The sequence below is a fragment of the Nocardiopsis lucentensis DSM 44048 genome, assembly GCF_000341125.1.
Lineage (GTDB): Bacteria > Actinomycetota > Actinomycetes > Streptosporangiales > Streptosporangiaceae > Nocardiopsis > Nocardiopsis lucentensis.
In genome coordinates this window covers 1-5,015 of sequence record NZ_ANBC01000473.1, presented here as the reverse complement: position 1 = coordinate 5,015, position 5,015 = coordinate 1, and the positions used below count along the sequence as shown (strand labels likewise).

Annotated in this window: 3 protein-coding genes; all 3 read left to right on the top strand. The window is 66.8% G+C overall.

Translation table 11 applies throughout. The features are described from left to right. The first annotated feature begins 693 nt into the window (after positions 1–693). Positions 694–1,674 (top strand): ABC transporter permease, encoded by a 981-nt coding sequence (locus D471_RS0116875; protein WP_017599712.1) that lies wholly within the window; start codon positions 694–696, stop codon positions 1,672–1,674. Positions 1,675–1,753: 79 nt separating this feature from the next. Continuing rightward, a complete protein-coding gene (locus D471_RS0116865) occupies positions 1,754–2,665 on the top strand; it encodes an ABC transporter permease (RefSeq protein ID WP_017599711.1) in 912 nt (303 codons plus the stop codon). 180 nt (positions 2,666–2,845) lie between these two features. Continuing rightward, positions 2,846–5,015 (top strand): dipeptide ABC transporter ATP-binding protein (locus tag D471_RS0116860; RefSeq protein WP_017599710.1); only part of this gene is annotated, 2,170 nt, incomplete at its 3' end.

The window sequence follows — 5,015 nt, the reverse complement described above, 5'->3', positions numbered from 1 at the left end:
GGCCCCCCTCCTGCCGCGCCCGAGGGCGGCGGAGCGGTCGGCGCGACCCGTGCGGGCCCCGTCGGAGGGGATGAGTGTGAAGGTGAAGTCGCTTCCGGACGTTAGCCATCGTTAACTTCAACTACTCACAGTAGTTGGATTCGGTCCTGCTATAAGGGCGGTTAATGACATCTCTGGCGTCAGTGGCTGGGGGTGTGGCGATGCCAGGATGGTGACTGCGACGTGCAGGTTTCCGGAACGTTTCGCCATTTTTTCGCTGTTGTCCCGTTTTGTGAACTTTGGCCGATATGCCGCACGCTTGCTGTCGGCTCGATGGTGTAGGAGCTTGTTTTTGCAGGTCACTGTGGTTGATGGTGGCGGTGTGGTGCGTGTCTATCACTGTGAGTACAAGCCTTGACAATTCGCTCGGAGGATGGGGCTCAAAGTGGCACCGTTGTCTTTTCTTGATGGGTCGGTGACCTCCGAGTGTCCAGTCGTCCCGCAGACTCTTGACATTCCGGTCACGGACCGTGAATCGGAAGGAAGCGTGTTTCGTCGGTCACTGGGTGTCACCCCGCCAGTGGTCCCGGGATCGCGAACGCTTAACGGTGGGATCCACCCGAGCAACGCGCCCCCGGTGCCACGGACATACCGGTCACGACCAGTCGGAACCAATGACGAGCGCCGGGCTCGGTGTGAGGTTCGGAGATAGTTTTGGGCAAGTTCCTGGCCAGGCGGCTACTGAACTACGTCGTGTTGATCTTTCTCGCGACGAGTTTCGCCTACCTGCTCGCGGCCACCAACCTGTACCCACGCGGGTACTTCGAGCAGATGCAGCCTCCACCGTCCCCTGAGGCGGTCAACTCCCAACTGGACGCGCTCAACCTCAACGACCAGACGCCGATCGCGCAGCGCTACGTCACATGGATGAGCGGTGTCCTCGTCGGCGACTTCGGGCAGACCATCCAGGGTGGTGACGTCACCTCCCAGATGTGGCTAAAGGCCGGGGTCACCCTGCGCCTGATCACCGTCGCCACCATCCTCGGCAGCGCCATCGGCATCATCATCGGGGCCTACGCCGCCGTACGCCAGTACCGGGGGTTCGACAAGGCGGCCACCGCCGCGTCGTTCTTCGTCCTGTCGGTGCCCACCGTCGTCATCGCGCTCTCCGTGCAGGTCGGAGCGAACGCCATCAACGACTTTCTCGGCTTCCAGTTGCTGACCTACTCAGGTGAGTACTCGGCGGGCTTCCAGGGCAACGGGTGGGAGTTGTTCCTCAACCGCGTTCACCACGCGATCCTGCCCACCTTCGTCCTGGCCGTCGCGCTGTTCGCCGCCTTCGCCAGGTACCAGCGGAACATGATGCTGGACGTCCTGGGCGCCGACTTCGTACGCACGGCGATGGCCAAGGGGCTGACCCGCAGGGCGGCTCTGTTCAAACACGCCCTGCGCACGGCCCTGATCCCGACCATCACCTACTTCACCTTCACCTTCGGCGCCCTGGTGTCCGGGGCGACCTTCACCGAGAAGATCTACGGCTGGCACGGCATGGGCGCCTGGATGATCGACTCGATCTTCAGCCAGGACGTGCACGTCGTGGCCGCCGTCTCCTGGTTCATGGCGATCACGATCATGGCGGCGTCCTTCCTGTCGGACATCCTCTACGCCTGGCTCGACCCGAGGGTGCGGGTGTGACCGTGACACCGATCCACCGCATCCCCACCCGCCACGTTCCGTCCCGCATCGCCGCGGCGCCCCTGCTGGAGACCACGCCATGAGCACGACCCAAGAGAGCACGGAGTCCGTGAAGGCGCCGACCGTGCCCCCGGCTCCCAACCGGTTCAAGGACCTGGGCCGCCAACTCCTCGGAACCCGGCGCGTCATCGTCGGCCTCGTCCTGCTCGCCCTCCTCGCGCTGTTCGCCTTCGTCGGCCCGCTCGTCAGCGGCTGGGGGATCGGTGAGCGCGACTTCGGCGACATCCTCGGCGGGCCGTCCGCCGACCACTGGATGGGCACCAACAGCACCGGTCAGGACATCTTCACGCAGACCACCGCGGGCCTGCGCAAGTCCCTGATGATCGGTCTGCTCGTCGCCGTCCTCACCACCGGGGTCGCGGCCGTCGTGGGCTCCTTCGCCGGGTACTTCGGCGGTTTCGTCGACAAGGGCCTGATGTGGGTGGCCGACCTGGCCCTGGTCCTGCCCAACTTCGTCATCCTGGCCATCCTGTCCACCCACTTCTCCGGTGACGGCGGTTGGTTCGTGCTGGTCATCCTGCTGGCCGTGTTCAGCTGGATGGTCACCTCCAAGATGGTCCGCGGACTGACCATCTCACTCCGTGAACGCGAGTACATCCACGCCGCCCGGTTCATGGGTGTCCCCCCGCACAAGATCATCCTGCGCCACATCCTGCCGAACATGTCATCCCTGCTCATCGCGGACGCCACCATCATGGTCAGCGCCGCGATCATCGGGGAGACCGCCCTCAGCTACTTCGGTCTGGGTGTCCAGGCACCCGACGTCAGCCTCGGCGTCGTGATCGCCGCCGGTTCGCGGTTCGCCACCACCGCCTGGTGGATGTTCGCGTTCCCCGCGCTGCTGCTGGTCGTCATGGTGCTGGCCGTGAACATGATCGGGGACGGGCTGCGCGACGCCCTCGACCCGTCGTCCAAGTCGCGCCGGTCCTAGGACGTGCTCCGTGAATACTCGCCCTACTGCGCGTCGCCCCAGCGGCACTCTCGCCGCGTTCTCATCAGTCGACAGCCAAGCCCGGGCTGACTCCTTCTTCGGCCTTGCGATAGCACCACCGGATACGCCGCTCGTGACGGACGGCATCCACAGAACACGTCCTGGGGGAGACAGACACACATGAGCACTGACACCGTGACGACCACCGACGCCGTGCCCGACGGGCGCGCGGACGGCGCCCCCGTCCTGGAGGTCACCGACCTCACCGTCACCTTCCCCGGCATGAACGGCAACCCCGACGTGCGCGCCGTGCGCGGCGTCAGCTACGCGGTCCGCCGAGGCGAGGTCCTCGGCATCGTCGGCGAGTCCGGCTCCGGCAAGTCCGTCTCCTCGATGGCAGCCATGGGCCTGCTTCCGGACCACGCGAAGATCACCGGGTCCGTCCGCCTGCACGGCCGGGAGATCCTGGGCCTGGACGACCGCGACATGGCGCGGCTGCGGGGCAAGGTCATCTCCATGGTCTTCCAGGACCCGCTGTCCGGACTCACCCCGGTGTACACGGTCGGCGACCAGCTCGCCGAGGCGGTGCTGGTCCACGACCCCAGGACTCCCAAGGACAAGGCCAGGGCCCGCGCCGTCGAGCTCCTCGAACTGGTCGGCATCCCCAACGCCGAACAGCGGTACCGCTCGTTCCCGCACGAGTTCTCCGGCGGTATGCGCCAGCGCGTCATGATCGCGATGGCGATGGCCAACAACCCCGACGTCATCATCTGCGACGAGCCCACCACCGCGCTGGACGTGACCATCCAGGCGCAGATCCTGGAGCTCCTGCGCACCGCGCAGCGCGAGACCGGCGCCGCCATCGTGATGATCACGCACGACCTGGGCGTCGTCGCCGGTTTCGTCGACCGCGTGCTCGTCATGTACGCGGGCCGCCCCGTGGAGATGGGCACGGTCGACGAGATCTACTACGGCAGCCGGATGCCCTACACCATGGGCCTTCTGGGCGCGGTTCCACGCATGGACCTCGACCGCCAGGGCGCGCTCGTCCCCATCAAGGGGACCCCGCCGTCGCTGTCGTCACTGCCTCCGGGGTGCCCCTTCGCACCCCGGTGCCCGATCGCCCGGCCCGAGTGCGAGTTCGCCGAGCCCGACCTCCTGCCGATCGGCGACCAGCCGTCCCCGGAGGTGCTCCGCGCCCTGCACGACGGCGGGTCCGTCCCCGCCGACGAGAGCGATCGGGACACCGGAGGACACCGGTCCGCGTGCGTGCGGTCCGGTGAGATCGCGGAGCACGAGTGGACGGCCCGGGACATCTACCCGGTCCCCGAGATCCCCGAGGTGCCCGCCTCCTCCGTGCGCAGGGAGGACCGGGCCGAGATGCTGCGGGTGGACGGTCTGATCAAGTACCACCCGCTCACCAAGGGCACCGTGTTCAAGCGCAGGGTGGGTACGGTCTACGCCGTGGACGGGGTCGACTTCGACATCAGGGAGGGGGAGACCCTCGCCCTGGTCGGCGAGTCCGGCTGCGGTAAGTCCTCGACCCTCATGGAGATCATGGGGTTGGAGCGTCCGCAGAGCGGCACGGTCGAGGTCATGGGCCAGGACGTGGCCGGGCTGAACCGGCCCAAGCGGTTCTCCCTGCGCAGGGACATGCAGATCGTGTTCCAGGACCCGATGAGTTCGCTCGACCCGCGCATGCCGGTCTTCGACATCATCGCCGAACCACTGCGCACGCACGGCGTGTCCGCGGCCGAGGTCGGCCGGCGTGTGTACGAGCTGATCGACCTGGTCGGCCTCAACACCGAGCACGCCACCCGGTTTCCGGCCGAGTTCTCCGGAGGCCAGCGCCAGCGCATCGGTATCGCCCGCGCACTGGCCCTGGAACCCAAGCTGCTGGTGCTGGACGAGCCCGTGTCCGCCCTGGACGTGTCCATCCAGGCGGGTGTGGTCAACCTCCTGGAGGAACTCCAGGCCCGGCTCGGTCTGGCCTACCTGTTCGTGGCACACGACCTGTCCGTGGTCCGGCACATCGCCGACCGCGTCGCGGTCATGTACCTCGGCCGCATCGTGGAGATCGGCGACACGCACTCGATCTACACCCGGCCCTCACACCCCTACACCCAGGCGCTGCTGTCCGCCATCCCCATCCCCGATCCGGAGAAGGAGCGGACACGCACGCACATTGTCTTGGACGGTGACCTGCCCAGCCCCGCCAACCCACCAACGGGGTGCAGGTTCCGGACCAGGTGCCAGAAGTTCATCACTCTCTCCGAGCACGAGCAGGAGCAGTGCATGACGGTCGAACCGCAGATCCTCCCCACCAACAGTGGCGATCAGGGCGCGGCCT

What these genes read in the sequence shown, in the direction of transcription:
- D471_RS0116865 (WP_017599711.1), top strand. Translation starts at nt 1,754, where the DNA reads ATGAGCACGACCCAAGAGAGCACGGAGTCCGTGAAGGCGCCGACCGTG.